At 37.4% G+C, this 24,873-nt stretch carries 30 protein-coding genes; 10 read left to right on the top strand and 20 right to left on the bottom strand.

Going from position 1 to position 24,873, the window contains the following annotated elements; all coding sequences use genetic code 11:
• Nucleotides 1–72: 72 nt before the first annotated feature.
• Nucleotides 73–1,074 (top strand): glycoside hydrolase domain-containing protein, encoded by a 1,002-nt coding sequence (locus ACR65M_RS06905; RefSeq protein WP_440272931.1) that lies wholly within the window; start codon nucleotides 73–75, stop codon nucleotides 1,072–1,074.
• 60 nt (nucleotides 1,075–1,134) lie between these two features.
• Here ACR65M_RS06905 and ACR65M_RS06900 read toward each other — a convergent pair whose 3' ends face one another.
• Nucleotides 1,135–1,830 (bottom strand): AIM24 family protein, encoded by a 696-nt coding sequence (locus ACR65M_RS06900; protein WP_440272930.1) that lies wholly within the window; start codon nucleotides 1,828–1,830, stop codon nucleotides 1,135–1,137.
• Between the two features lie 175 nt (nucleotides 1,831–2,005).
• Here ACR65M_RS06900 and ACR65M_RS06895 point away from each other — a divergent pair, with 175 nt between their 5' ends.
• Both ACR65M_RS06895 and ACR65M_RS06890 read left to right on the top strand, forming a co-directional pair.
• On the top strand, nucleotides 2,006–2,314 hold the full coding sequence (locus ACR65M_RS06895; protein ID WP_341331136.1) for a PadR family transcriptional regulator: 309 nt from the start codon (nucleotides 2,006–2,008) through the stop codon (nucleotides 2,312–2,314).
• A gap of 15 nt (nucleotides 2,315–2,329) precedes the next feature.
• Complete coding sequence (locus ACR65M_RS06890; protein ID WP_440272929.1) at nucleotides 2,330–3,496, top strand: chromate transporter; 1,167 nt, start codon at nucleotides 2,330–2,332, stop codon at nucleotides 3,494–3,496.
• Between the two features lie 359 nt (nucleotides 3,497–3,855).
• On the opposite strand, the gene ACR65M_RS06885 is transcribed toward ACR65M_RS06890, so the two are convergent.
• Nucleotides 3,856–4,599 carry an AAA family ATPase gene (locus ACR65M_RS06885; RefSeq protein WP_440272951.1) on the bottom strand — a complete coding sequence of 248 codons (744 nt, stop codon included), beginning with the start codon at nucleotides 4,597–4,599 and terminating at the stop codon, nucleotides 3,856–3,858.
• 151 nt (nucleotides 4,600–4,750) lie between these two features.
• Here ACR65M_RS06885 and ACR65M_RS06880 point away from each other — a divergent pair, with 151 nt between their 5' ends.
• Nucleotides 4,751–5,272 (top strand): HD domain-containing protein, encoded by a 522-nt coding sequence (locus ACR65M_RS06880; RefSeq protein ID WP_341331133.1) that lies wholly within the window; start codon nucleotides 4,751–4,753, stop codon nucleotides 5,270–5,272.
• 69 nt (nucleotides 5,273–5,341) lie between these two features.
• Here ACR65M_RS06880 and ACR65M_RS06875 read toward each other — a convergent pair whose 3' ends face one another.
• The 8 genes from ACR65M_RS06875 to ACR65M_RS06840 all read right to left on the bottom strand — a co-directional run bounded on the left by ACR65M_RS06875 (nucleotide 5,342) and on the right by ACR65M_RS06840 (nucleotide 12,384).
• Nucleotides 5,342–6,586, bottom strand: coding sequence for an aminopeptidase (locus ACR65M_RS06875; protein ID WP_440272928.1), 1,245 nt, complete (start codon nucleotides 6,584–6,586; stop codon nucleotides 5,342–5,344).
• 59 nt (nucleotides 6,587–6,645) lie between these two features.
• The gene (locus ACR65M_RS06870) at nucleotides 6,646–7,086 is read right to left on the bottom strand and encodes an SRPBCC family protein (RefSeq protein WP_440272927.1); all 441 of its coding nucleotides are present in this window, start codon (nucleotides 7,084–7,086) and stop codon (nucleotides 6,646–6,648) included.
• A 68-nt stretch (nucleotides 7,087–7,154) separates the two neighbouring features.
• Entirely contained in the window at nucleotides 7,155–8,093 is a 939-nt protein-coding gene (locus tag ACR65M_RS06865) for a phosphotransferase (protein WP_440272926.1), read from the bottom strand.
• A gap of 122 nt (nucleotides 8,094–8,215) precedes the next feature.
• The gene (locus ACR65M_RS06860; RefSeq protein ID WP_440272925.1) at nucleotides 8,216–9,004 is read right to left on the bottom strand and encodes a DUF2935 domain-containing protein; all 789 of its coding nucleotides are present in this window, start codon (nucleotides 9,002–9,004) and stop codon (nucleotides 8,216–8,218) included.
• Between the two features lie 113 nt (nucleotides 9,005–9,117).
• Complete coding sequence (locus ACR65M_RS06855) at nucleotides 9,118–9,699, bottom strand: YpmS family protein (RefSeq protein WP_440272924.1); 582 nt, start codon at nucleotides 9,697–9,699, stop codon at nucleotides 9,118–9,120.
• 24 nt (nucleotides 9,700–9,723) lie between these two features.
• Nucleotides 9,724–10,518, bottom strand: coding sequence for a GDSL-type esterase/lipase family protein (locus ACR65M_RS06850; protein WP_440272923.1), 795 nt, complete (start codon nucleotides 10,516–10,518; stop codon nucleotides 9,724–9,726).
• A 180-nt stretch (nucleotides 10,519–10,698) separates the two neighbouring features.
• Nucleotides 10,699–11,550: a metallophosphoesterase gene (locus ACR65M_RS06845; protein WP_121448272.1), complete on the bottom strand. Its 852-nt coding sequence runs from the start codon at nucleotides 11,548–11,550 to the stop codon at nucleotides 10,699–10,701.
• 264 nt (nucleotides 11,551–11,814) lie between these two features.
• Complete coding sequence (locus ACR65M_RS06840) at nucleotides 11,815–12,384, bottom strand: YkoP family protein (protein WP_121448271.1); 570 nt, start codon at nucleotides 12,382–12,384, stop codon at nucleotides 11,815–11,817.
• A 143-nt stretch (nucleotides 12,385–12,527) separates the two neighbouring features.
• Here ACR65M_RS06840 and ACR65M_RS06835 point away from each other — a divergent pair, with 143 nt between their 5' ends.
• Complete coding sequence (locus tag ACR65M_RS06835; RefSeq protein ID WP_440272922.1) at nucleotides 12,528–12,677, top strand: hypothetical protein; 150 nt, start codon at nucleotides 12,528–12,530, stop codon at nucleotides 12,675–12,677.
• Between the two features lie 45 nt (nucleotides 12,678–12,722).
• Here the strand turns inward: ACR65M_RS06835 and ACR65M_RS06830 are convergent, their stop codons facing one another.
• A complete protein-coding gene (locus ACR65M_RS06830; protein ID WP_121448270.1) occupies nucleotides 12,723–13,316 on the bottom strand; it encodes an SCO family protein in 594 nt (197 codons plus the stop codon).
• Between the two features lie 176 nt (nucleotides 13,317–13,492).
• On the opposite strand from ACR65M_RS06830, the gene ACR65M_RS06825 reads away from it, so the two are divergent.
• Nucleotides 13,493–14,113, top strand: a complete 621-nt coding sequence (locus ACR65M_RS06825) for a YitT family protein (RefSeq protein WP_440272921.1) — start codon at nucleotides 13,493–13,495, stop codon at nucleotides 14,111–14,113.
• Nucleotides 14,114–14,137: 24 nt separating this feature from the next.
• Here the strand turns inward: ACR65M_RS06825 and cysC are convergent, their stop codons facing one another.
• From cysC to ACR65M_RS06800, 5 genes are read right to left on the bottom strand one after another with little or no spacing between them, the layout of a single operon-like run.
• Nucleotides 14,138–14,743, bottom strand: a complete 606-nt coding sequence (gene cysC / locus ACR65M_RS06820) for an adenylyl-sulfate kinase (RefSeq protein WP_121448268.1) — start codon at nucleotides 14,741–14,743, stop codon at nucleotides 14,138–14,140.
• A 10-nt stretch (nucleotides 14,744–14,753) separates the two neighbouring features.
• Entirely contained in the window at nucleotides 14,754–15,902 is a 1,149-nt protein-coding gene (sat, locus tag ACR65M_RS06815; protein ID WP_440272920.1) for a sulfate adenylyltransferase, read from the bottom strand.
• A 26-nt stretch (nucleotides 15,903–15,928) separates the two neighbouring features.
• Nucleotides 15,929–16,636, bottom strand: a complete 708-nt coding sequence (locus tag ACR65M_RS06810; RefSeq protein WP_341331124.1) for a phosphoadenylyl-sulfate reductase — start codon at nucleotides 16,634–16,636, stop codon at nucleotides 15,929–15,931.
• A complete protein-coding gene (locus tag ACR65M_RS06805; RefSeq protein WP_341331123.1) occupies nucleotides 16,617–17,177 on the bottom strand; it encodes a histidine phosphatase family protein in 561 nt (186 codons plus the stop codon). The genes ACR65M_RS06810 and ACR65M_RS06805 overlap by 20 nt, the downstream gene beginning before the upstream one ends.
• Nucleotides 17,162–17,929 carry a phosphosulfolactate synthase gene (locus tag ACR65M_RS06800; RefSeq protein WP_440272919.1) on the bottom strand — a complete coding sequence of 256 codons (768 nt, stop codon included), beginning with the start codon at nucleotides 17,927–17,929 and terminating at the stop codon, nucleotides 17,162–17,164. Before ACR65M_RS06800 ends, ACR65M_RS06805 begins: the two co-directional genes overlap by 16 nt.
• A gap of 265 nt (nucleotides 17,930–18,194) precedes the next feature.
• Between ACR65M_RS06800 and ACR65M_RS06795 the strand changes: the two genes are divergently transcribed.
• From ACR65M_RS06795 to ACR65M_RS06785, 3 genes are all read left to right on the top strand, one after another.
• Nucleotides 18,195–19,493, top strand: coding sequence for an MFS transporter (locus tag ACR65M_RS06795; RefSeq protein ID WP_341331121.1), 1,299 nt, complete (start codon nucleotides 18,195–18,197; stop codon nucleotides 19,491–19,493).
• A gap of 23 nt (nucleotides 19,494–19,516) precedes the next feature.
• Nucleotides 19,517–19,804 (top strand): hypothetical protein, encoded by a 288-nt coding sequence (locus ACR65M_RS06790; RefSeq protein WP_440272918.1) that lies wholly within the window; start codon nucleotides 19,517–19,519, stop codon nucleotides 19,802–19,804.
• 293 nt (nucleotides 19,805–20,097) lie between these two features.
• Nucleotides 20,098–20,577, top strand: a complete 480-nt coding sequence (locus ACR65M_RS06785; RefSeq protein WP_341331119.1) for a PCYCGC motif-containing (lipo)protein — start codon at nucleotides 20,098–20,100, stop codon at nucleotides 20,575–20,577.
• 33 nt (nucleotides 20,578–20,610) lie between these two features.
• Here ACR65M_RS06785 and ACR65M_RS06780 read toward each other — a convergent pair whose 3' ends face one another.
• The 3 genes from ACR65M_RS06780 to ilvA all read right to left on the bottom strand — a co-directional run bounded on the left by ACR65M_RS06780 (nucleotide 20,611) and on the right by ilvA (nucleotide 23,200).
• Nucleotides 20,611–21,453: a DegV family protein gene (locus ACR65M_RS06780; protein WP_341331118.1), complete on the bottom strand. Its 843-nt coding sequence runs from the start codon at nucleotides 21,451–21,453 to the stop codon at nucleotides 20,611–20,613.
• Nucleotides 21,454–21,591: 138 nt separating this feature from the next.
• A complete protein-coding gene (locus ACR65M_RS06775) occupies nucleotides 21,592–21,843 on the bottom strand; it encodes a DUF2535 family protein (RefSeq protein WP_121448259.1) in 252 nt (83 codons plus the stop codon).
• Between the two features lie 85 nt (nucleotides 21,844–21,928).
• Nucleotides 21,929–23,200 (bottom strand): threonine ammonia-lyase IlvA, encoded by a 1,272-nt coding sequence (ilvA, locus tag ACR65M_RS06770; RefSeq protein ID WP_341331117.1) that lies wholly within the window; start codon nucleotides 23,198–23,200, stop codon nucleotides 21,929–21,931.
• A 262-nt stretch (nucleotides 23,201–23,462) separates the two neighbouring features.
• On the opposite strand from ilvA, the gene trhA reads away from it, so the two are divergent.
• The gene (gene trhA, locus ACR65M_RS06765) at nucleotides 23,463–24,116 is read left to right on the top strand and encodes a PAQR family membrane homeostasis protein TrhA (protein ID WP_121448257.1); all 654 of its coding nucleotides are present in this window, start codon (nucleotides 23,463–23,465) and stop codon (nucleotides 24,114–24,116) included.
• Between the two features lie 58 nt (nucleotides 24,117–24,174).
• On the opposite strand, the gene ACR65M_RS06760 is transcribed toward trhA, so the two are convergent.
• Entirely contained in the window at nucleotides 24,175–24,462 is a 288-nt protein-coding gene (locus tag ACR65M_RS06760) for a YusW family protein (RefSeq protein ID WP_440272917.1), read from the bottom strand.
• Nucleotides 24,463–24,873 lie beyond the last annotated feature (411 nt).

Raw genomic sequence — 24,873 nt, 5'->3', positions numbered from 1 at the left:
CAGAATTCCAAGCCCACACCGCACACTGTCACCTTACATATATATAAAGGGTATCTAAGGTGAGGTGATAACATGACAGAGAAAATTTTTAATATCCTACTATCCGTAATTATCGGATTCCTATTAAGCTGTGCGGTGTTTTTCTATATAACCGAAGACAACACAAAACCCGCAACATCAAATCCAACGTCCGAAGCACCGACAACTCCCCCTCCTTCCAATACAGGTAAGAAAGAACCACCAGCCAATAACCAGGAACAACAAAATCAAGAAAATAATAATGAACCTGCTAAGCAAACAGATTCAGAAAAACAAAGTGAAAAAGATAAGCAAAATGAAGAAGATAAACAAAAAGAAGAAGAAAAACAGAACAATGAAAAACAAAACAACAATGATAAAGCAAAGCCTAGCGATGAACTCCCAGAATTTGTTTGGGGAATTGATTCAGCAAGTGAAACGACAAAGGATTTTTATGCATGTGTAAAAGAGAATTTTGGTGATCCAGTTGTATTTGGTCGTTATCTTGGCGAGCGCGAAGGAATCTCAGTAGGACTGACAGCTGAGCAGGTGGAGATTATCCATGCTGAAGGCGATTTTATCTTACCAATCTATAATCATTTTAATGAGGCAACAGGTTATGACAATGGGGTCGCGCATGCAAAGGAAGCAATTAAACTAGCTGGTGATATCAGTATCCCAGAAGGAGTTGCTATTTTTGCAGATATTGAACCAACCTACCCAGTTGATTCAGAGTTTATTAAAGGATGGTTTGAAACAATCGATGGCTCTTCGTATAAATCTGGAATCTATGGCGTATTTGACCCAGAACAAGCTTTGTTTAAAGCCTATCAAGAGGCCGGAAAAAGCAACGGCGCCATCCTTGAACAGAACTATATTTGGACAGCTGCACCTAGTGTCGGAATAACAGCAGAAACCAAAGCACCAAAATATAATCCGAATGCTCCAGAAGGTTCACTTGCATGGGGCTGGCAATACGGTTTAGACTCTGAAAGTTGTAACATCGACACAAACCTTTTCAAACGTGAACTCGTTGATGTCCTATGGAGACCATAATAAAAATATGAATGCAAAAAAAGAAGCGTAAGTATAATCCCTTATGCTTCTTTTCCAATATCAGCTATTCGCTTGCTGCATATAAACCTCTTCATACGGCTGTACAATGACAAAGCCATCTCCCTCAAATCTCATTTGAATCGATTCACCACTTCCACGACCTACAAATGTTTTAAACGAAATATCCGTTTGGAACTCAGGGCGAAGATTTCCAGACCATGCAACTGTTGCATTCGGATCTGTAATCACTGGTTTTCCTGGCGTTACCCGCAATGTGAGTGGCTCATAATGAGTCGTAATCGCAAGCATTCCACTCCCCTCACAGCGAACATTGAACAATCCACCAGCCATCATACCCGCTACCCGCTTCATAAGCTTTATTTCATGCTTCAAGGATGGTTCAAAGGCAAGAAGATCATTCCCATTTACATATATTGATTCGTTCTGAAGCTGCAGGATAATAATTTTTTTCCCGCCGTCAGCCAAGTAAAGTTTCCCTTGCCCATTGGCTTTCATTAACGAAGCCCCTTCGCCTGTTAACGCTTTCTTAAACATACTTCCAAGTCCATGTTCAAGGATTCCTTCTCGTTCATACTTAATTTTTCCATTATAAGCAACCATCGACCCCGCTTTTGCCCAAATCATGCCATTCAAATTTACTTCAAGCATTCTGGGAGTTTCTAACTCAAACAACCCTTCCCCTTTATCTTCTTGTTCCGTGTTTTTTATAAATTCCGCAATTGAATATTTACTCATATCCCCCACATCCTTTCGTTTATTTTTATACGTATAGGCTAGTAAAAAGGTTTCAGATTGTTAAGTTTTTGTAAATTTTCATTATAGACTTTAGGTATCTTTGTTTGCATGCTATAATTTCGATATCGTTTTCCGATATTGGTTTTCTATATTAATATGATTGGTGGTTACTATAGTGGAAGATAAAATAGTGAGAAAGCTTTTTCTAGGGTTTATCCAGATTCATATTTTACACCATGCAAAAGAACACCCTATTTTTGGAGCATGGATGCTCGAAGAACTAAGAGAGCATGGATATGTGATAAGTTCTGGAACACTTTATCCAATCCTCCACAGCATGGAGTCAGATGGTCTATTAGAAAAAGAAGAAAAAAATGTAGAAGGAAAAATTAGAAAGTATTATACCACAACAGATAAAGGAAATTCCGTTCTTATCGAAGCTCGGAACAAAGCTTATGAGCTCTTCAGAGAAATTAAGGACTAGGTGAAGGGGGAAATCATGAAAAATTTACTCGAAATTCTTTTTGTATCTACAAGACTCGGTTTGACATCTTTTGGGGGACCTGTTGCACACTTAGGTTATTTTCACGAAGAATATATCCGTCGCCGAAAATGGATGGATGAAAAAACCTATGCAGACCTAGTTGCTTTGTGTCAGTTTTTACCTGGTCCCGCTAGTAGCCAAGTCGGTATTGGGATTGGTGTTATGCGTGCAGGAGTACTTGGTGGAATCGTATCATTCCTGGGATTCACTCTTCCGTCTGTCATTGCACTCATACTTTTTGCGGTAATCCTACAAGGTTTCAATATCGGAACTGTTGGCTGGATACATGGATTAAAATTAGTGGCCGTAGCTGTTGTGGCACATGCAATTCTTGGAATGGCACAAAAACTTACCCCAGATTTAAAAAGAAAATCACTTGCACTCTTTGCATTAGTTGGAACTTTACTATGGCAAACGGCCTTTACACAGGTAGGCGTTATTCTCATTGCAGCCATTTTCGGATTTATTTTATTTAAAAATCAAACAGATAACGAGACTACCAATTTACAGTTCCCCATCTCTCGGAAATTCGCAGTTTTCTGTTTGACATTGTTTTTCGGTTTGCTCCTTCTTTTACCGATTCTAAGAGAAGTTACTTCCTTGGAATGGATTGCAATGTTTGATAGCTTTTACCGCTCAGGTTCCCTAGTTTTCGGTGGCGGACATGTTGTATTACCGCTCTTAGAACGTGAATTTGTCCCAACAGGTTGGTTAAGTGAAGAAGCATTTCTAGCTGGGTATGGTGCTGCACAAGCTGTTCCTGGACCACTCTTTACATTTGCTGCCTATCTAGGTGCTGTGATCAATGGATGGCAAGGAGGACTACTTGCAACGGTGGCTATTTTTCTACCAGCTTTTCTACTCATCTTAGGAACACTACCGTTCTGGGATTCAGTACGCCGCAACCCTAAAATTAGAGGAGCATTAATGGGTGTTAACGCAGCAGTGGTTGGAATATTGACTTCTGCTTTCTATCACCCGATTTGGACCAGTACTGTTTTTGCACCAATCGATTTTGCATTCGCAGCCATTTTGTTCAGCATGCTTGTCTATTGGAAACTGCCACCTTGGATTGTAGTGGTGACAGGTGCAATTGGCGGAGCAGTTATTAGTTTGTTTTAGACTACCAGTTTGGTAGTCTTTTTAATTCATAAAAGAATAGGCTGAGACTATTGTTTTAACAATCTACCAATCTAGATGACGAAAGTATGATTAATGCTTAAACATACCTTCAGTCTCGGAAACCTTTTAAACCGGGTAGGATTACAGCCTAATCATACCCTCAGTCCCCGAAAACATTGTAACCCAGGGTACGATTACCGCCTAATCATACCCTCAGTCTCCGAAATCATTTTAACCCAGGGGACGATTACCACCTAATCTTACCCCCAAACCCCGAAAGCTTTGTAACCCGAGGTACGAATACCCATATTTGCATTATCTATTTAAGAACAAACAAACCAATGCAAGGCTGCATTCACCTATTCCTCCTCATCGTCTCTAAACAACTCATCCAAATACCGTTCTCTCCGATTCAAAAACCCCATTGTAATCTGATAATGCTCAGTTTCTTCATAATCGATCTGCTCAATCGGTGAAGCATCAAAATTATAAATCTGAGCCCCCGGATATCCAAGTAATATAGGTGAATGGGTTGCAATGATGAATTGTGCATTTCCACCTTTAGCTAGGTCATGTATCACACGTAAAAAGGCAAGCTGCCGCGCTGGAGATAATGCCGCCTCAGGTTCATCCAAAAGATAAATACTTTGATCACCAAACCGATTTAAAAATAACGACAAAAACGACTCCCCATGGGATTGTTCATGCAACGACCTTCCCCCATATCCCTCATAGTTAAAAGTAGGATCCTCCTCGGCCAATTGATCCAAATACGAGGCAAAGTGGAAAAAACTTTCTGCCCGTAAAAAGAAGCCCTGATTGATTTTTGGCATCCATGAGAGTCGAATATACTCGCTTAATGCTGGGGACGCCTCTTCAAAATTGTAGGAATTGTTTCTTCCCCCTCCACCGCTATTAAACCCGCACTGGTGGGCAATTGCTTCTAGCAAAGTGGACTTTCCTGACCCATTTTCCCCTACAAAAAACGTAACAGGTTCATAGAAATCAAGTTGTTCGAAACCTCTAAGACTGGGTATCGAAAAAGGATATTCCCGCTTATTTTGTATTTTTTCTGCTAATAATTTTACACTTCTTAAAAACAAACAAATCACCACGCTCAAGTAATACAACCATTTTAACACGTTCGCTTTGTTCTTCCACTCATTTCCTTTAAAATTCGATGTTTCTCTCTTGCTAATATCTTTCAACCATGATAAGATTCAAAAAATTTATCTTTTTTGGGAGGCCTTAAAATTGAGATATGTTACGTTAACGGAAATTTATAATCACAGAATCGCGCAAAAATACTTGTCTCGTTCTGGGAAGGCTCACGCTATTGCTTGTGCTTACCACGCATTCAAAATGGCCAAGCAGCAAAATGTTTCTGTCGATCTTGCTACAAAGGCAGCTTTACTGCATGATATGGGACATTATACTTGGTATAAGAATGGTAAATGGGATTATAGCATGTACAAGGAAAATGATATTCATGCCATTAAAGGGGCAGAACGAGCTCATAAATTATTGATTCGATTAGGTGAAAATCCGAAGTATGCCAAGGAAATTGCTTATGCGATACTATTCCACACGGACTCCTATATCGAAGAAGGTTTCATCAAGCGTACGCCAATCCAAGCCATCACAAAGCTTGCGGACGAACTTGATGAAGAAGAGGGTGGCCTTCACCACTATCGTGAGATTGATGAGGATAAAGCGAAGAAAATGATTGAGCGATTAGATGCCTTAGTTGAAGAAGAAATCGGCAAACACCAATAAATTCACGCCAAATAAAATAAGCCCAAGAGAAAATGCTTTATTCGCTTTCTCCTGGACCTCGTTTCATTTTTATATAGTCCAATCACCTTTTCTGAAAATTGGAACGACTGTACCATCTTGTTTAATGCCGTCTATATCCATATCACTTGAACCAATCATAAAATCGACATGCACAGTTGACACGTTTAGGCCATTTTCTTTTAGTTCTTCTTCATTCATTTTCGTGCCACCCTGTAGATTTGTAGGGTACGCTGCACCGATTGCAAGGTGATTTGACGCATTTTCATCAAATAATGTATTAAAGAATGTAATACCTGACTGAGAAATTGGTGATGGGTCTGGTACTAATGCTACCTCTCCTAGACCTGTTCCACCCTCATTATCAAATACGAGCTTCTTCATAATTTCATCTCCCGTTTCCGCTGAGATGTCAACAATTTTACCATCTTTAAAATGAACCTCAATGCCTTCAATTAATGTGCCTGCATAGCTTAATGGTTTCGTGCTTCGAACTACACCATCCATACGACGTGTATCTGGTGCCGTATACACCTCTTCAGTTGGCATATTTGCGATAAATTCTTCTTCTTTCGGATTATAACTTCTAGCACTTTCCCAAATATGATTCTTTGGTAAACCTAGTTTTAAATCAGTACCTGGTGCCCGATAGTGTAATGCATCAAATTGGATTTCATTTAATTTAGCTGCTTTTTCATTTAAGATTTTTGTATGTTCATCCCATGCAGCAACAGGGTCTTCCTCATACACTCGGCATGTTTTGAAAATTTGATCCCATAGTGCATCAACCTGCTCCTCAGTTGTTGAGAGGTCTGGGAATACTTTAGCCGCCCACCCTGCTCCAGCAGCAGCTGCAACTGTCCATTTTAAATCATTGTTTTGGGTCGCAACCCGTTGTACTTTGAAAGCCTTTGCAGCTTTGTTTTGATAGGCAGAAATTTTAGCAGAATCAACCCCACTTAAAAAGCCAGGGTCACTTGAAACGATTGAAAGTCGACACACCTTGTGGTTAAGAACATGATCATCTGATTCTTGAATTTCATATTCAGGAATATCAGTTAACACTTCTTCAGGCTGGTGCAGATAATGTTCTTTTGTAATTTCATCGTCAGACCATTTTACAATAACCTTCTCGGCCCCTAATGCGTATGCCTCTTTTGTCACAAGGCGAGCAAGTGGAGCCTGATCTACCGTGATTGTCATCTTAACCCAATCACCTTTTTGCACATTAAGTCCGTTAGCTACTAAAAGCTTCGCATACTTTTTTAAGTTCTCCTCAAAGTGTGGAAGAGCCATCTTATTACCCCCAATAAAATATGTATACCATTATACTAGCATAACACACATTTAAAATCCTAATGAATTAAAGAACCCCTCAGCGTAGAGATACCATTTTCCAAATATCCCTTTAAACAAGAAAGCATATACATCCATCCCTCTTTTTGACCTAACAAAATATTCACAATTTCAGGGTCTTTGGTGTTAAAACCTGATTCTGTTACCTCTAGCACAACGCTTCCATTTTGCTCTTTTCGCAAGTAAAAAGTTACTGTCGTTTGCTGCTCACCTTCCCCCCATTTGTACACAATCCTTTTATCTTGTTCTACCTCTACTACTTTAATGGTTAATTCGGCATTATATTCCTGATAAATCCATGTAATTTTCTTTCCTTCTTCTAATCGGCTTGACCCAGATGAAAACCAATAGTTTCCGATTTTTTCTGGATCTACTAATGCTTCAAACACCTCATTTGCCGACCTATTAATTCGCATTTTTGATGTTATTTCAGAGATCATATAACAGCTCACCTTTCTGGAGGATATTAATTACACGATAGAATTCCATAATATATACTTAATACGGTTCACTTCCCAACCAATGTACGATGCTCCATCAATAGCCGTAACCATTGTGCTGGCCTAGCTGCAAATTCAACTTTATTCTTGCTATAAGGTGTCAAATATAAATGCCAACTGAGTGCACGCTGTACACATGCCAATTCATCAGATATCCGTAACGCTCTGTCTAATTCCTTCATAGGTGCAAATTTTGTCCAAGGCTCTAAATAGAATGGACGAAATTCTTCAACAACTTTAAGCCAATCGGATTCTACCTTGATCAAAGCATCAAGCGCATGCCAGAAGATACGAGTACTAAAAAATGGATGGGAAACAGATGTATCGCCCCAGTCAAAAAACGCGATGTTCTCATTAACTAGTCTTATATTATTTGAATGAAGGTCCCCATGCTCTATTGAAGCAGGTACTATCGCCCCCAAATAATCACACATCTCGAAAAATTCAGGTTGGAGAGACATGACTTTTTTCGTTTCTTCCTCTGAGAGTCCTGTTCGACACATGTCTAGTAAATACTGCTCAATTTCTTGTTTTAGTATTGGAATCCTTCGGTCGGGTACACCCAGTGCAAGAAGGCTTTCCACATTATTCGTTTGGATAATCTGTAATTCTGCATATTCTTGTATTGCTCGCTGCCAAAGAACTTTTTCCTTTAGCTTCCGAAGGGGTTGCCCTTTTAGATCCTTCATAAGGAACCAACCCTCTGATTCATTTGATGCTACTATACGAGCAGTCTTACCTTTTAATGTCCCATCTAAATACTTAGACAATGCTGCTTCATGTTTGGTGGCGAACCCATTTTCTTTCAAATAAAGATCTCCATTATTCGTTGGGATTCGTACAATCAAACAAAAATCAGACTCTTTAACCTTTACAATTGGCCCAGTGATTTTATAACCAGCACTTTCAACTACAGTTTTGAACCATTTTTCCGACTGCATTTCCATAAAAATACCTCTCTTACGATTATTATATCCATACTTCTTCCACAAAAAAATGCTCCATTCCTTTAATTAAGTAAAAATAAGAGCAAATCAACATCGATTTGCTCTTACTGTTACAACGTTATTTATTTCTTTAGTAAACTCGACTCAAATAAATCAATTATTTCTAAAAATCTTTCAGCTTCTCTAAAGGTGTGATCAGCTAACAGAGGATGAATATTACTTTTTATGCGACAGGCCTCAATTAGCTCCCTCGCAGTTTTCTTAAAATCTCTTAATGAGGCAACTGATACTCTATTTTGATCTAAAAACTGAGTTAAAATTGGTTTTGTTTCCGACTGTGGTCGCATTGAATCTAAGTCAATTGCTTGAAATAACAATTGATCGAAATCATGGCTGAACTCCCTAGCTTGGTCAACAAGCTTTCGTTCCGAAGGGTCTAACAAATGTCCGATAAATTTTGCATGATCAGCCATAATTCGAAGGAAAAACACATTTTCCTGAATAATAGCTTCTGGTTTTGGCGCAAGAATTCCTTGATTAAGTTCTTTTAACCGATTAGCAAAATAGGCTGCTTCCCTGCTAATATGATCAACTAACAAAGGGTAATTGTTTGTTCTAATCTCACAACGTAAAGTTAACCCTAATACCTTTCTTTTATAAGCCCATATAGAAGCAGCAGCTTGATACACTTCATTATTAAACGCTTGTACTTGACTTAATTCCGAATGAACCGAAAACCGAGCTAGCTTTTCCTCAATTCTCTCAAACACCGTAATAAAATTCTTTGCTTCATTAATTAATTGTTGTTGTTCATACGTAAAACCCAAACTCAAAAACAAAGCGTGCTCCTTCATTATCCTAGACCAAAAACGTATCTCATCTAATGACCTTGTAACAATTGGATCGGCCATCCCCCACCCTCCCTTCTTCACCTTTCCTTAAATAGATATGATGGTTGGGATTGTACTAATTCTATGGTTAAAATATTTCAATAAAAAAAGCAAACCAATCATTGGTTTGCTTACTAGTCTATTGGAACTTGCAACTTGAACCGTAACTCGTCCTTGCTTAGATTAAAGGTTTCAACTGACACCTTCATATCGCTTTTCATTTTCATTTCGGACAAATAGACATAGATATCTTGTTTTTTTGAATCAATTTGAACCCACTCTGGAAGATTATAATAGTCGTTAATATACCTAAGTACAAATGAAACAGGTAAACTCACTTGACCAACTGTAAAGGCCTCCTGTTGTAATAGTAAATCTCCATTTTCAATTACCTCAGGCTTAAATGTCATAACCATATCTATTTCTTTCCCGAAAACAGTAATCGTTCCAAGGAGCATCACCCGTTCCGTTAACAAAACCTTATAATTTAGGGGGTTATCTTTTGCCTCTTTTTTCAAAAAATTATTGATTACTCTCGTTAAGTCCTCTTTATTCGTTTCGACTGACAGATTTACATGATTCGTGGAAATGACCTTTTCCTTCGGGGACACTTCTTTATTCGGTGCAAAAAGCAACCCGAGGAAGATAAGCACACACACGAGATTAAGAGCTAACAGTGTGAGAAAAAGAAACTTCCATTTATTTTTTACATTCATCAAAGACCCCCTTTACGAAGGTAATCACTCATTTATGATTGCTTCAAAAATCCTTTCACTTATTATTTTATACCCTTTTGCGTTCGGATGAAACTCATCTTCTGATAAGAGATTATCACTCGTTTGACTGAAAACATCGTCTACGACTACAAATTTAGTATAGTCAAATGTTGAAAGAACTCTTTCACTACCTTCGTTCCAATTGTCTACAATTGTATTAATTTCCGTAGAAAGGTCAATAAACCAACCAAACGGATTGTACAGCCCAACCAGTACGATTTCGGCTTCACTATTATGGCTTCTAATATTTTCGAGGACTTTTTGTAAACGAACCTCATATTTAGCCTGTTCTTTCTCAAACACATATAATGATAAATCAAAGAGGTTCTCTTTCACAATTTTCATTATATCATTTCCACCTATTGTAATGATAATGATGTCAGCATCCGCAATTCCTTCTTGAACTTCCTCATTTTGCAGTCGATTTAAAAGGTCAGTTGTTTTATGACCTTTCACACCAAAATTCTCCAGAGTAACTGATTTTACATCTTTTTCATTAAGAAGCTTTTCCTCCAACAGCGAAGTATAGCCCCCCTGATTCGTTTCATCGCCGACACCCTTAGTTAATGAATCGCCAATTGATGCAATACGAAGTTCTCTTGGGATAAAATCGTCTGGGATTTCACTCTTTGGAGTTAGACCTGTATCATGATCACCGGTGGCTGTACCTGTTGCTGTTGCAGCTATTCCACCTGAACAACCACTTAATAATAAACTAGTGATAATAATGGCTAATAACGAATTATTCAACTTGCTCACCACATTTCTTTCCAGACTGTTGTCTACAAGTTTAGTATTATAGCATACGTAAAAAAACCTGTAAGGATTCATGTTTCGTTGAAATATCTTCTATTCAGTGTAATAATTTCAATCTTCATAAAAGTTTGGCCAATTCATTCAATAGATGATGAAAAAAGACGTCTATTTGGACGTCTTCGCTTATATTGCGTGTTTTTCCGCTGCTTCTTTTGCTCCCAGCGTTAGCGTGTGAATGGTAATTTCAGGATTGCTTCGAACGCGAATATTTAGTCCTGTTTGGCCCAATCCCTCGTTAATGTAAAATGGTTTTCCATCATGTGTATGGAATCCTTTTATCATCTTCATTCTAACAAGTTTCCCCATTTTCACCAAATGATAAGGCTTCGGGTAACAAATTTGTCCACCATGAAAATGACCTGATAAAAGATAATCAAAATGATACCCCTTCATCTGCAAAACAAGGTTTGGATCGTGGGTTAATACAAGATTATAGCCCGCTTTTAAGGCTGAATAAGACTCTAGTAGATTACTTCGTTTCGAGCTGTAATCATCAATTCCAATTAAATTCAGACGATGTCCATGAATCATGAGTGACTCATTTTCATTTTGAAATGTTCTCACCCCATGTTCCTCCAACATCCGTTTAAGTTTTTCAAAGTTTTTCTTTCGTAAAAAATAATCGTGATTCCCAAACACAGCATAAATACCATGTTTCGGTGCAATCTTATTTAGTATATCTAGATATGGAACCAGTTTTGGAATACTGCGTTGGCGATCCAAGAAATCACCAGTTATGGCTATTAGATCGATTTTTTCATGTTTCACTTGTCGGTATAATTCATCCGGAGTAATCGATAGATTTTCAAGATGCAAGTCTGATAGGTGGAGAACATTGACTTGTGTTGAGTTCACATATTGTGGTTCTGGGTTTACAGAAATTTTGTTAACAATCACTTTATACGTATTTTTATTAGCTTTTCTAAGAAAGTAGAAAACTACTATGATAGCGATAAGAGCGATAAAAATTTTCACAAAAAAACACCACCTTTTCTCCTTCCATTATAGATAATAGAATTCGAAAAAAGCAGTGGTAATGAATGGATACCTAAGAATTACAAATCAAATTACTAAGTCATATAGGCGCCAGATTTAGACCTAAATGAAGTGGGTCATAAAGTCGCTGCCACGGCGTTTCTAGTCTTTGATCTTATTGATCGAAATTTCCCTTTTAAAATCTGTGGCATTCGTCGAGGTTCTAATTTTATTCAGCTAGTGTCTTTTCTATATTCATCCCACTTATGAAGTTTGAGACCTTTCTGAATAAAGTTTATACAATGTATCTTTAGACATAAATAAATACATCGGCTGTCTACGGATACTTTGCGCTGACATATTTGAAACTGCCATACAATACATGGGAAGAAATACAATTAATTTAAACCAGAGATAGATTTTGTTTGATATCGCTACAGTTTCAAAACCAAGTCGTTTGCTGCCTTTGTTTAGTGCAGTAATACCAATAAGTCCCTTTATCTCATCCCTTTTTGGATGGTTAAGTAAATACTCGGCTACCCCAGGTAACGCCTGCTTCACTTGCTTGTATATCATTCTAGCCTTCGAAGTTTCTCCTTGAATGCAAATCAACTCTCTAAGTAAAACTACATTATGCAAATGAATTTTTATTAACAAATCGTTTTTCTTTATTTCGGTTCCATCAGCAAGAATGCAGGAACGTCCTTTATATTTTGTTACTTTAACCCGCAAAATCTCTTTATTCTCTACATATGTAAGTCTTGTAAGTCCATAATAAATCGGATCAAGAATTGTCCAAATAGTAATCACGCACAGCTTCATTTTTGCGAGCATGGATGCATCCCCTTAACAATCATTTACAGTTTCATTTTCTCTATTTTAATTGAAAATTATTTTGGAAAAGTAAGGCAAGATAAAAGTAGAAACTTTTAAAAAAACTATGTACATTCAATAAAATTTGAAAGGATGTATTTGATATGGAAAAAGATCATGAAAAACAACAGAATTCAAAACAAGAATTCCCAGAACAAATCTCAAGTGGCTGTATGACATTTACTAGTCACGAGTTGTTCTGGAAAGAACTAGAAACCATCGTTGTTGACGGCGTTGATTCTGCAGAGGATTGAGAGGTAAGCAAAAAGGACTCCGGCCAGGAGTCCTATTACAATCAACTATTGTACTTTCTTTATGTCTGCGATAATTTCTTCATATGGAGTATCTGAAACTCCATCATAATCCTTTAACACTGTTCCATTTTGGTCTACCAAATAGAACTTAGTCATATGCACCACCTGGTCTTCACCCTCTGGTTTTGCAACTAAGGCTGCAAAGCTGTCTTTTGCAAATACTGTGATTTCATTCATTGTATATCCAGTTAATAAATGCCAGTTTGATAAATCATCCGAATAGCTTTCTGCATATTCCTTCAGCATTTCAGGCGTATCAACTTCTGGGTCAACTGAAAAGGAAACAAATTCAACATCTAGATCCTCTTCTTTTACCATTCCTTGAAGCTTAGCCATATGTGCGGTCATCGGTGGACACACCGTGTCACACTGTGTAAAGATCATATCCGCTATCCATACTTTTCCTTCTAAATCTTTAAGGCTAAAATCCTCGCCATTCTGATCTACATAGGAGAAATCGGAAACCTCATAGTTCAGCGGATTTGCGATACCACTATTTCCACAAGCAGCTAAAATAAAAATAAGGGCAATCATAACAAAAAATTTTATTCTTTTCACGTTTTCACCTACATTCGTCATTTTTCCATTCAATATCTCATTTTAAAGAATATGTGACAAACTTACAACAAAATAGCTGTGAACAATTTTCGAACATATCAAACAGCTTGTCATCATAAAATGGACAAGGAGAGTGAGTTTTGGGAGGTTATCGGTTATGAGGTTCTATTATACTGGTTGGAAAGGTTTTTATTCAAATGCCTAAAATTATTATTACCTACATATGTATTGTAATCGGCGCATTTTTACAGGGGCTCGGTATGTCCTTATTTTTATTTCCTCATAATATTCCTTCCGGTGGTGCTGCGGGGCTTGCGATACTAATGAATCACTGGGTTCAATTGCCTCTAGGCATATCCCTTTGGATAGTCAATTTTTCCTTTTTAATTCTTGCTTTAAAATACTTTGGGTTTTCATGGACGGTAAAAACGATGATTGCCGTGACGATTACTTCAGTGACAGTGAGTTATGTATCTACTCTTGGATCCTTCTTAACCCCGTTCTTCTGGCTGGATCTATTAAGTGGGGCAGTGATTTTTGGTGTTGGAGTCGGACTTTTAATCCGAAGTGGTTCATCCAGTGGCGGAATGGTTATTCCAACATTAATGATTGCTCAATACAATGATTGGTCTCCTGGTAAAGTCATGCTATGGTTAAACTTTTTCATTTTCTTATTAACAGCATCAGTAATCGATATCCCTATCGTTTTTTATGCGATTATTTGCCAAACAGTATCAACTAATATCATTGATGTAATCTATCATCTTAGAGCACCTTCGTTTATCAATACACCATCACTGGGGTGGAGAAAAAAATAAAGTAAGAAAGCCAAATGTACTTTCTTACTTCAACAGAATTTCCCTCTCTTTTAAATAGTTAATAATTGTTCCAACTGATTGTGAAATGGTTAATTTATCTGTCTCTAAAATCAACTCTGGACGATAGGGTTCTTCGTATGGAGAGCTTATTCCTGTAAATTCGGATATCTCTCCATTCCTTGCTTTTTTATATAAACCCTTTGGATCACGATTTTCACAAATAGTAATTGGACATTTCACATATACTTCGATAAATTCGCCGTCAGGAAACAAGGCTCTCACCTGATCTCGATCCTCTCGAAACGGTGAAATGAATGCTGTTGAAACGATTTGCCCACTATCAACAAATAGCTTTGATACCTCACCTATCCTACGTATATTTTCTTTCCTGTCCTGTTTGCTAAATCCTAGGCCAGCATTTAATCCATGACGAATATTGTCACCATCAAGGACATAGCTTTGTACATTTAATGAGAAAAGCTCTTTGTCAAGGGCATTTGCTAATGAGGATTTACCTGAACCTGATAGTCCAGTAAACCAAATCACACAGCTTTTATGTTGATTTTGTTGTTGTCGCTCATTCTTCGTAATTGTTGATTGATGCCATATAATATATTGTTCTTCGCCCATATTTCCCACCTTATATCTTTGTGTATTGTTCTGCCATTCCTCTAATGAGGACTTCAACTACTTCTGGTCTACTAAATTCCTTTGGTGGTTTTTTACCCGCTTTTAGCATTTCACGTACCTTTGTGCCCGATAATATGACATGGTCTTCTTTACTATGAGGACATGTTTTTGCGGACGCCATATTCCCACATTTTCTACAGAAAAAACTATGCTCAAAAAACAATGGCAAAATTCCTAGTTCATCTTCTGTAAAATGACTAAAAATTGTTTGTGAATCATATGTTCCGTAATAATTTCCCACTCCTGCATGATCCCGACCGACTATAAAGTGAGTACAACCATAATTCTTCCTTACTAGAGCATGAAAAATCGCTTCTCTTGGCCCAGCATAACGCATTGCAGCCGGAAATACCGATAAGAACACTCTGTTTTTCGGGTAATATTTTTCTAGGAGAACCATATAGCTTTCCATTCTAATATCACTTGGAATATCGTCCGATTTCGTTTCTCCGACTAATGGATTTAAAAATAATCCATCTACAACTTCTAATGCAGATTTTTGAATATACTCGTGTGCTCGGTGGACTGGATTTCTTGTTTGAAATCCGACTACTTTCTTCCAACCAAGATGCTCAAACACCGCTCTTGTTTCGATGGGGTCCAAGTAAAAGGTTTCAAACCTTTCCTTTTTTGGACGCTTTATCATTTGAATCGGACCCGCAATATACACACTTGGTCTTTCATACAATCGTTTAACCCCCGGATGTGCATCTTCCGTCGTACGATACACATTAAAGGCTTCTGCTTCTTTATTTGGTACATACTTTTCAGACACTTCTATGACCCCATAAGCCTTACCATTTTGTACTAATTGAACCTTTTCTCCAATTGAGACCTTCTTTGCCGTTGCCTTATCAACCGCCAAAGTGATAGGAATTGACCACGGTAAACCGTTTGAAAGTCTCATTGAGTGTAGAATCGATTCATAGTCTTCTTTACCTATAAACCCCTCAAGCGGACTATATGCCCCAACTGCTATTAATTCCAAATCACTTAACTCCATGTTGCTCAGTTCAATTTGTTTATCAATGTCTTCAACATTTAAAGTTGGATTGAAACGATTTACCAGCGAACCGCCATGCGGCGTACTTAATGACACTTTAAAAACCTCCATTACCTATTTCGTTATTTCACATGTAAACCGCATTCTGTTTTATCAGAATTGGCCCATCTTCCTGAACGCAAATCTCCATTCAATACTCGATTTGTGCATGGTGCACAACCAATACTTGGATAATCTTTGTCATGCAACTCATTGTAGGGGAGATTGTTCAGCTTAATATATGTCCAAACATCGTCCCAAGTCCAATGAATAAGGGGACAGATTTTAATGTTCTTAAATTTTTCATCTTTGTTTAGGTATTCCGTATTTTTGCGGGTTGGCCCCTGTTCTCTCCGTAGTCCCGAAATCCAAGCCTTGGTAGATGTTAAAACTTCATGTAGAGGTTCAATTTTTCGAATCTGACAACATAAATTAGGATTGGTTTTCCATAGCTCATCCCCGTGCTTTTTTGCCTGCTCTTCTAGGTTTAAGGCAGGTTTTTTTAGTTCAATATTTAGAGTAGGATACTTTTCTTTGATCTTATCAATGAGTTCATACGTTTCTTTGAAGTGAAGTCCTGTATCTAGAAAGACAATTCTGGCAGCCTTATTGACCTTAGCAATCAAATCAATGAGCACTATACCCTCTGCTCCAAAGCTACATGCGTAGACGATGTCTTCTGCTGCATATGTTCGATATGCCCATTTTAAAATGTCATAATAATCTTTGTTGCTGTTGACAACGTCCTTTACCCTTTTCTCACTCCAATTTTCATATGTGATGACGCTCAATCTTGTGTTCCTCCTCTCTCACGTTGATCGTTAGCAACTGATTATTTTTAATCTCTAGCTGGTTCATATTATTGATAGCTCCGAATGTAAGACAGGATACACATGCCCGTATCCAAGAACCATGACCAAATACTAAAATTGACTCAAAATCCTTGTATTTGTATAAAAATGTGTGCACCCTTTTTTCCAAGTTCGAAATCTTTTCCCCAAGCATGATTTCACCTGGACGTGTAAACCACTCATCTTTATACGTTTCGATGAGAAGCTTCTTTTCTTTCCCTTCAAATTCTCCAAAATGAAGCTCATTTAACAGTGGCTCTATTTTAAAACTGTTATATCCATAGGACTTTGCTGTTTGTTGAGTGCGGGTTAATTCACTTGTTAAAATCAATGAGTATGTTGGTTTTAACAATTTTTTATTGGTTTCGATCGCCTTCTTGTTTGCGTCAGCAAGTTCTAAAATAGGAATATCCTTGCTACCCTGGAGAACCCCCTTTTCATTCCATTCAGTAGGAAGATGCCTGATTAAGGTAAGTTCCATGTCTTTTCACCCAGGAAAAATGTTTCGCTTCGTAGTCCGAGTCTTTGTGCCTCTAAAACCAGTACATCGTTAATTTTCACATTGCCGAGGTTGACATTTGTTCCAAACTGATTAATAAAAAACATTTGGTGTTTAGGTGTTGGGGCTTCAAATATCACCTTATTTACGTCAATATTTTGGGAAATTTGATTAATTAGATCCATGTTCACATTGCCCGAACGATTGTAAATACCTGCTGTCCCTGAGTCTCTCCCCTCAGTAATAACATACTTACAACCTGTTGCCAGCAATAAATTAATCTCATGTTCCCACTCAGATAAAGGCATTTCTTTATCTTGATCTTTAGACCCAACCTCTGCAATTACATTAAAATGCTGCTTTAGTTTTTTGATTAATGAAATTCTCTTATGAAGTGGGATGTCAATTGTTCCATTTGAGACCTCAATCCATTCAATCCCTAACTTTTGTAAACTTAGTACATATTCGTCAAGTTTCTCTTGTACAAAGCATTTTTCAAAAAGAGTACCGCCACAATAAGGAATGACATTGTATTTTTTATAGAGGTTGATTTTTTCTTGTAGGTTCGGGGTCACATAGGCGGAGCCAATCCCAATTTTCGCGATATCGATATAGGTATGATAATCCTGTAAATAAGCCTCTAATTGACCTAACGGAGTACCAAAATCAGCGATTGAGGTAAGTCCATAACTACGTTCTCCCTGTGTTCGTAAAGGAACATCTAAAAAATCCATAGGAATAACTCCTCCTTAGTTCAGCGTAAGGATAAAAAATCCTCACTACATTTGCCCAATTTTTCATAGGCTTCTGTTCTATTTCCATTACAAATACCCATCATCTTACAGTTGATATGTTATTCAAAAATAGGTAAAGGGTGTATAGATTGGGCTTTTCTGGGCACTGTTCATTTGGAAACTACTTACAGAATAGGTTTCGTGAGATATTGAAAAACTAGTAAAGCAATAATTGATTTTAACGACAATGACAAGAGGGAAACGGATGAAGTTCATCCAGCCTTTTACATACCGTAAAAGAAGGAGATGCAAAAACTTGTCAAATCAAAAAAATTCAGCAATGACAATTGTTGCGATTAGTTCTATTCCACTAATCCTGGTACTTGGTAATTCGATGCTCATTCCTGTATTACCACAAATGCAAAAAGAGCTAGATATCAGCCAATTTCAGGTGAGTCTTGTAATCACAACATTTTCAGTTGCAGCGGCGATCTCTATTCCATTACTTGGTTATTTCTCGGATCGTTTTTCAAGAAAAGCGGTTATTATACCAGCATTGATTCTTTACGGTACAGGAGGATTGCTCGCTGGTGCTGCAGCCGCATGGTTTTCTAGTCCTTATTTTTGGATCATGGCTGGTAGGCTTATGCAGGGTATCGGTGCCGCAGGAACAGCACCTATCGCAATGGCGCTTACTGGAGATTTATTTAAAGGGGGAAAACAAAGCCGAGTTTTAGGACTCGTGGAGGCATCAAATGGCTTTGGGAAGGTAATATCACCAATTATCGGTTCCCTTCTAGCGTTATTATTTTGGTATGCTGCCTTTTTTGCATTCCCAATTTTTTGCTTAATTTCCGTACTTCTCACGATATTCTTTGTTAAAGAGAAAAAGCAAAAGAAAGAACCACCCCCACTTAAAAAGTATGTGCGAGGATTGTTTTCAGTGTTTAAACATGAAGGTAGATGGTTATTCACAGCATATTTAGCTGGAGCAACTTGTTTATTCACCCTTTTTGGGATTCTCTTTTACTTATCTGATGTATTAGAAAAAACGTATGATACAGATGGTGTACTTAAAGGAGCAATATTAGCAATTCCATTATTATGTATGACAACAACATCGTATATTACAGGTAGTAAAATTGGTAAAAAGATGCCTTTGATGAAGAAGCTTATCATCATTGGACTTATCCTCATGACTATATCGTTTGCTTTATTAGTCTTTTTTGAGAGCTTAATTCCGTTTATTGCCGTTTTGGCAATCAGCAGTATCGGAACTGGACTTGTATTACCTTGTATAAACAGCTTTATAACGGGCTCTGTTTCATCCGAAAAGAGAGGATTTGTTACTTCACTTTATGGTTCCGTTCGGTTCTTAGGAGTAGCCATTGGTCCGCCTATATATGGATGGTTAATGAGTTGGTCAAGAGCCGGAATGTTTTTAACAACTGCATCTTTAACCCTTATAGTTGGGCTTTTATGTATGCTCCTAATTCATGTTAAAAAGAAAAATCCTAAAAAAGAAACAAATGATTCCCTGTTCAAAAAACTTCAGTTTACCTAATATGATAAAGGAGAGGTTGACCTTTGCAAATTTTCGTTTCTCCAGAGGTTATCAAAGAAGAATGTCAAATACTTAACATAGTCAATCAAGAAAAAAAAGCACTTGGCTATATCTCGTTTTTCTTTGACGATAAAAAAATGTATGTCTATGGACACTGTGAGGAATTAGGCGTAAGTAAAGATTTTAAAGACACGATCACTCCGTACATTCAAGGTATGGCAAAAGCTAAGCCAGATTTAGATATTTTTTCTTATATCTCGATTGGTGGAGAAAAATTAGACTTAGCAGATGAAGAATCTGAAGATAAGTAAGGATATCGATATCGATATCCTTTTTCTTTGCCAAGCTCCACATGCTCTCGGCTCGAGGTCACAAGTCATTCGCTTCTGAAGGCAAAAAGCGCCTTTCTGTCATTAGTTTTCTTGTGCTTGTCGCCCATGCAAGGATGGTTAGGCTTGCAGTGTTAGGCACAGGACATGCCTTGCTCTTAGTTGGAATTGTGTGCCTTGCGCATTTTGTATTTTGACAAAATAGTGAACAGATATTTTAGGGACATGGATTATGTTAAAATGGGCTTACATAAACATTGGAAAGGTTGTTTGAAATGAAAAAATTATCTGTTCTTCTCATGCTGGTCCTCGTGTTTGGTATGGTTGGTTGCTCCCAAAATGGAGAAAGTCATGAGTCCCGAGGTGAAGACCATGTAATCGGAGATATACGTGAGGAAACAGCCTCAATTGATGTGATGCCCTCCTTTCTAGATGATAAGTCAGAGGAACTAGTAACAATATATAAAGCTGCAGCAATGCACAAAGATTTACTCGAATCAATGCCGTGCTATTGTGGTTGTGCTGATTCTGTTGGACATCGCGATAATTACGATTGCTTTGTCCATGAGAATAAAGGTGATGCAGTTGTATGGGATGATCACGGTACAAAATGTAACGTTTGCCTAGAAATCGCAGCTACAGCCGTACTTGAATATTCAAACGGGAAATCACCAAGTGAAATACGAGCTATGATCGATGAAACATATAAAGAAGGCTATGCGAACCCAACACCAACTCCACAACCTGAAATCTAAAATGACGTGTGAAATTCACACGTCCTTTTTGTCCTATTCCGCGTAATACATAAACCCAATTGCACCTGGGCCAGTATGGGTGCTGATCACTGGAGTAGTTTCAACGATATCAACCTTTTCGTATCCGGTTAGTTTTTTGATTGCCTCTTTTAAATTTGCCGCAAGTTCGATTGCATCAACTTGAGCTATCGCTACACCTTTTATCGTTTTATTACTTACATCTTCAGCGAATTTTTTACTTAAGTATTTCACGATTTGTGCATGGCTTCTTACCTTTGAAACTGGAGTATAGACGCCATCCTGTAAAGAAGCAATTGGTTTAATGTTCAATAAAGAACCAATAAATGCCTTGCCTTTTCCAATCCGCCCACCTTTTACAAGGTTTTCTAAAGTATCAACGGTTACAAACAAAGTTGAGTTTTCCCTAATTTCATTGATTCGTTTCACGATTTGATCTTTCGTTTGTCCCGCTTTTGCCATTATTGCAGCTTCAATTACTTGAAAAGCTAAAGCCCTTGAAATATACATGGAATCTATTACGGTTACACTTGATTCACTTATATTAGCAGCATTCTCAGCAGATGTAACTGTACCACTCATCCCACCTGTCATGTGAATGGAGATAATTTCGCTGCCATCACTTCCTAACTGATCATAAAGCTCGACGAAATGCCCAACTGCTGGCTGAGAGCTCTTTGGCAATTCGACAGATTGCTTCATTCTCGCTAAAAATTCTTGTTGAGTGATGTCTACCTTATCTAAAAACGTTTCTCCATCAATCGTTATTGATAAGGGAACAACTTCGATTCCTAGTTCTTTTACTAGTTCCTCTGATAAATCTGCTGTAGAATCTGTTACGATTTTTACCTTTGTCATACGTTCACTTCCTACGTCTGGTACAGCTATTATAAAAATAGTTTATCCAAATTTTAACGGGGGGATTGCTTACAATTTATACCTAACCAGAAAAAAAGAGCTGATTTTAATGTTTTAAAATCAGCTCTCATTCTAAAACTATGCATTATGTTTTAAAATATCTAGTTTGAAAATCCGTTCGTAATCAGTCCATTTTAGCACTGTCTTCAAATATTCTCGAAACGAATAGATTTGACCTGGACTTGATTTCGTCATGATTTTCGACAAATATGCTTGTAAACGAAAATCGAGCATAAAGCGATATGTGTTGCCTTCCTCTAATACTGGAATTTCAATTACTTTTACCTTATGTCCATAACTATTTTTGAACTCTAGGCTTTTGAATAGCAAACTATCAGTCCTTTTTCACCCGTTTCTTATATTATACATGAAAACAAGCATTACGTCTTTGTCTAAAAATGTAGAATTATTGAATTTAAATCAACAAATTAAATAATGTATTTTCTTTATTTAACTCGCGGAATGGGAACCCTTTTTTCTCCATTCGGTTTACTAATGCTTGGTAGTCATCTTTCGCTTTTAATTCAATCCCTACTAATGCTGGCCCATTATCTTTGTTATTTTTCTTTGTATATTCAAAACGAGTAATGTCATCAGTTGGTCCAAGTACATCAAGTAAGAACTCCCGTAATGCCCCTGCTCTTTGAGGAAAGTTCACAATGAAATAGCATTGTAGGCCTTCATAGAGCATCGAACGCTCTTTTATTTCCTGCATTCTGCTGATATCATTGTTACCACCACTTAGTACACAGACAACTGTTTTTCCCTTAATCTGATCCTTGTACATATCAAGTGCAGCAATTGATAATGCCCCTGCTGGTTCGGCGACAATCGCATTTTCGTTGTATAGGTCCAGAATAGTTGTACATACCTTTCCCTCAGGCACAGGAATAATATCGTCAACAAGCTTTTTACTGATTTCAAATGTATTTTCACCCACCGTTTTAACGGCTGCCCCATCAACAAATTTATCAATTTTAGGCAATGTAGTAACCGCCCCGTTGGCAATTGAAGTCTTCATACTTGTTGCACCTTCAGGCTCAACACCAATAATCTTTGTTTCAGGAGAGATGCTCTTCATATAGGTTGAAATTCCTGAAATAAGTCCGCCCCCACCAATCGCTGCAAATACATAATCCACTGGTTCTGCACAATCATTTAAAATTTCTACCGCTACTGTTCCTTGACCTGCCATAACATCAGCATCATTAAATGGATGGATAAATGTACGATTTTCTCTTTCACAACATGCTACAGCTTCTTCATAAGAGTCGTCGAAAGTATCGCCTGTTAAAATAATCTCTACATATTCCCGTCCAAAAGCCTCTACTTGAGAAACTTTCTGTCTTGGTGTCGTGGATGGCATAAAGATTTTACCTTGAATTTTTAAAGCAAAGCAGGAAAAAGCCACGCCTTGTGCATGGTTTCCAGCACTCGCACAAACAACGCCATTTTTTAAATCCTGCTCCGAAAGATTTTTAATCCGGTTATAGGCTCCCCTTATTTTAAAAGAACGGACAATTTGTAAATCTTCTCTTTTTATCAATAAGTTACATTCGTAACGTTCAGATAGTAATTCATTTCTTTGTAAAGGTGTATGGATTATAACATCCTTCAATGTTTGATTCGCTTTTATGATATCCTCTACATGGATCCCATCTAGTTTTTGTTTTACCTCTTGTGCCATGAGCCCATATCCCCTTTCGCTTCGCTTATTTCTACAACAACACTGTACAGTAATGAAGATTTAATTTGTTCATTATAACATGAATTAGCCTATCTGGAGTAAAATTTTCTAAATATTGTATTACTTTTTGAAATGAAATCGCTACCATTCATTTTTATGAAATTTTTTTCTAATTTAGCGGAGGGATATATTACGAATGTCATTTGTGTTCTGATTTTATTAGCAGTATGATTGGAGAAAGATGTAACAAGAGGTGATAAATATGACATTTCGACAAGAATCATTAAAAGAGGAAATTGCAAATGCCATCACACATGGTATAGGAGTTTTATTAAGCATTCCTGCCCTCGTGATGTTAATCGTATTTGCTGTGAAATATGGAAACGTCTTGCATATTGTTAGCTTCTCTATTTTCGGGGCATCCATGATACTGCTGTATTTATTTTCAACGCTATTACACAGCATCACACACCCGAAAGTGAAAAAGCTGTTCGCGATACTAGATCACTCAGCGATCTATTTATTAATTGCTGGAACATATACTCCCTTCGTTCTCGTTTCAATAGGAGGCTGGTTAGGATGGACTCTTTTCGGAATTGTATGGGGACTAGCGATTGTTGGAGTTGTGTTTAAAGTCTTCTTCGTTGAAAAGTTTATGATTCTCTCAACGGTTTTTTATGTTCTGATGGGGTGGTTAATCATAGTTGGCATTAAGCCTTTATACGAAAGCATCGGGTTTAATGGCTTTATGTTGCTATTAACTGGTGGAATCCTCTACACAGTTGGAGCTGTCTTTTATGTTTGGAGAAAGCTGCCATTTAACCATGCAATTTGGCATTTATTTGTATTAGCGGGAAGTGCCGCGATGTTCTTTAGCATATTATTTTATGTCGTAGACGTACCGTTTATCTCATAAAAAAGGCTCGGATTTAAAAGGGCTTAGAGAAATATTATCTCTAAGCCTTATGATTAATTCAGTTATTATACTCCTTCTCAGTCCCATCAAGAAACTTAACTTCTAGCTCAAACTTTTGGAAGTCTTCATCTAAATCAAAGGCTTTCGTCACTTCTGAGACTACTTCTTCATTTGGTGTATCCTTATCAAATTTTAATTGTTCAAAAATTGATCTTAGCACTTCAAATGCTTCGTCACCTTTTATCTGTGTATTTGATATATCATCCTTGATTTCCGCTTCCAAACCATTGCTTTCACTTTCATAATCCACGTCATATTCCTTATTTTCAGCGTATTCTACATCCAAATCGAAGTTTGTAAAGTTAAATAGATTTTCCTTCGTTTGATCTGTGTTGATTTGGTTATTCGTTCCTTCCTCCTCAACGGGTACTTCTTCAGGAACCTTGGTTACATTTTCATCGTCGGCATTGCAGCCAGTAATAGTTATTAAAAAAAGATAACAGCCATACTTAATGTTAGTTTCTTCATAGTATATGCTCCTTTTTGTAGATAATAATTACCATTCTAGCTATTTCACGTATTGCTTATACAAGTTTAATTATATACGGAATCCTCTCTCTTACTTACTCCAAAAGAATCGAGACAAATTATAAAAAACGCTATGTTTCTACAATGAGAAATTGGACTAACCTAAAATAGTGAGACAATATAAAACACCTCCAAAATGGCAATACTTGAGATAAGTATTGTGACATTA

The sequence above is a fragment of the Ferdinandcohnia sp. SAFN-114 genome (assembly GCF_059415045.1).
Note: the sequence above shows the minus strand (reverse complement) of the source record. Positions and strands in the feature narration are given on the sequence as shown.

Excerpts from the sequence above, each read along its gene's own strand:
- ACR65M_RS06905 (WP_440272931.1), top strand. The coding sequence starts at position 73 with ATGACAGAGAAAATTTTTAATATCCTACTATCCGTAATTATCGGATTC.
- ACR65M_RS06900 (WP_440272930.1), bottom strand. The coding sequence starts at position 1,830 with ATGAGTAAATATTCAATTGCGGAATTTATAAAAAACACGGAACAAGAA.
- ACR65M_RS06890 (WP_440272929.1), top strand. The coding sequence starts at position 2,330 with ATGAAAAATTTACTCGAAATTCTTTTTGTATCTACAAGACTCGGTTTG.
- ACR65M_RS06875 (WP_440272928.1), bottom strand. The coding sequence starts at position 6,586 with ATGGCTCTTCCACACTTTGAGGAGAACTTAAAAAAGTATGCGAAGCTT.
- ACR65M_RS06870 (WP_440272927.1), bottom strand. The coding sequence starts at position 7,086 with ATGATCTCTGAAATAACATCAAAAATGCGAATTAATAGGTCGGCAAAT.
- ACR65M_RS06865 (WP_440272926.1), bottom strand. The coding sequence starts at position 8,093 with ATGGAAATGCAGTCGGAAAAATGGTTCAAAACTGTAGTTGAAAGTGCT.
- ACR65M_RS06860 (WP_440272925.1), bottom strand. The coding sequence starts at position 9,004 with ATGGCCGATCCAATTGTTACAAGGTCATTAGATGAGATACGTTTTTGG.
- ACR65M_RS06855 (WP_440272924.1), bottom strand. The coding sequence starts at position 9,699 with ATGAATGTAAAAAATAAATGGAAGTTTCTTTTTCTCACACTGTTAGCT.
- ACR65M_RS06840 (WP_121448271.1), bottom strand. The coding sequence starts at position 12,384 with ATGCTCGCAAAAATGAAGCTGTGCGTGATTACTATTTGGACAATTCTT.
- ACR65M_RS06835 (WP_440272922.1), top strand. The coding sequence starts at position 12,528 with ATGGAAAAAGATCATGAAAAACAACAGAATTCAAAACAAGAATTCCCA.
- ACR65M_RS06830 (WP_121448270.1), bottom strand. The coding sequence starts at position 13,316 with ATGACGAATGTAGGTGAAAACGTGAAAAGAATAAAATTTTTTGTTATG.
- ACR65M_RS06825 (WP_440272921.1), top strand. The coding sequence starts at position 13,493 with ATGCCTAAAATTATTATTACCTACATATGTATTGTAATCGGCGCATTT.
- cysC (WP_121448268.1), bottom strand. The coding sequence starts at position 14,743 with ATGGGCGAAGAACAATATATTATATGGCATCAATCAACAATTACGAAG.
- ACR65M_RS06805 (WP_341331123.1), bottom strand. The coding sequence starts at position 17,177 with ATGGAACTTACCTTAATCAGGCATCTTCCTACTGAATGGAATGAAAAG.
- ACR65M_RS06800 (WP_440272919.1), bottom strand. The coding sequence starts at position 17,929 with ATGGATTTTTTAGATGTTCCTTTACGAACACAGGGAGAACGTAGTTAT.
- ACR65M_RS06795 (WP_341331121.1), top strand. The coding sequence starts at position 18,195 with ATGAAGTTCATCCAGCCTTTTACATACCGTAAAAGAAGGAGATGCAAA.
- ACR65M_RS06785 (WP_341331119.1), top strand. The coding sequence starts at position 20,098 with ATGAAAAAATTATCTGTTCTTCTCATGCTGGTCCTCGTGTTTGGTATG.
- ACR65M_RS06780 (WP_341331118.1), bottom strand. The coding sequence starts at position 21,453 with ATGACAAAGGTAAAAATCGTAACAGATTCTACAGCAGATTTATCAGAG.
- ilvA (WP_341331117.1), bottom strand. The coding sequence starts at position 23,200 with ATGGCACAAGAGGTAAAACAAAAACTAGATGGGATCCATGTAGAGGAT.
- trhA (WP_121448257.1), top strand. The coding sequence starts at position 23,463 with ATGACATTTCGACAAGAATCATTAAAAGAGGAAATTGCAAATGCCATC.